The organism is Escherichia sp. KCJ4928, from assembly GCF_004352695.1.
Taxonomy (GTDB): Bacteria; Pseudomonadota; Gammaproteobacteria; order Enterobacterales; family Enterobacteriaceae; genus ECMA0423.
The window spans coordinates 1-616 of the sequence record NZ_SJWV01000548.1 but is presented as its reverse complement, the minus strand read 5'-3'; the positions used below and the strand labels follow the sequence as shown (position 1 = coordinate 616).

Sequence of the window (616 nt, the reverse complement as noted above, 5' to 3'; positions counted from 1 at the left end):
GCAGAACTTCAGCGTTCCGGCATCTTCACGGGGTGTGAACACCGGATTCGGGTTCTTTACCTGACGGTATGTGCTTTCAGTAAATGAGGTCTGGTTCAGGGCCGCCACAAGCTGTCGCTTATGGCGGAAACAGAATGCCGTGCGTTAATACACTGCGAAGGGTTGAATCTCTGACACGGTTTCATATATACTTATCCCGTATTCTGTGAGGCCCCCATAATCTTCTGTGCGTTCCGCCAAGTTCGACAGGAAGATTATGGGGGTTTTCCTTTATGGCCTTCTGAAACTTTTTTCAGCCTTCCGGCCCCGGCAAACTGCCGTCGTTTCTGCCATACATCCTGAATGCCTTATGGCGCATTCTGCCGTTTTCTGGCTTTCCGGACCGCGAGGATCCCAAAAGCCACTGAATAACGATCCGCAATATACCCCTTTTCCACCGCTTTGAAAAGCCGACACGATTTCTCTGATTTACCAGGCCTCTCATTAACCACCTAAAAAACGTCGTTTTTTTGAACTATGTCAAAAAAATAGACAATTCCACAAACGATCTTTTATGCTGTGTTTTTCATCATTTTTAGTAGAAGAGATCGCCTAAAATTTTTAAACGATCTAATCC

Annotated in this window: 1 pseudogene; it reads right to left on the bottom strand. The window is 45.9% G+C overall.

The annotated features are described in order from the left end of the window. A pseudogene (locus E0D98_RS25475) lies at positions 1-108 on the bottom strand (incFII family plasmid replication initiator RepA); the annotation flags it as partial. Positions 109-616: the final 508 nt, after the last annotated feature.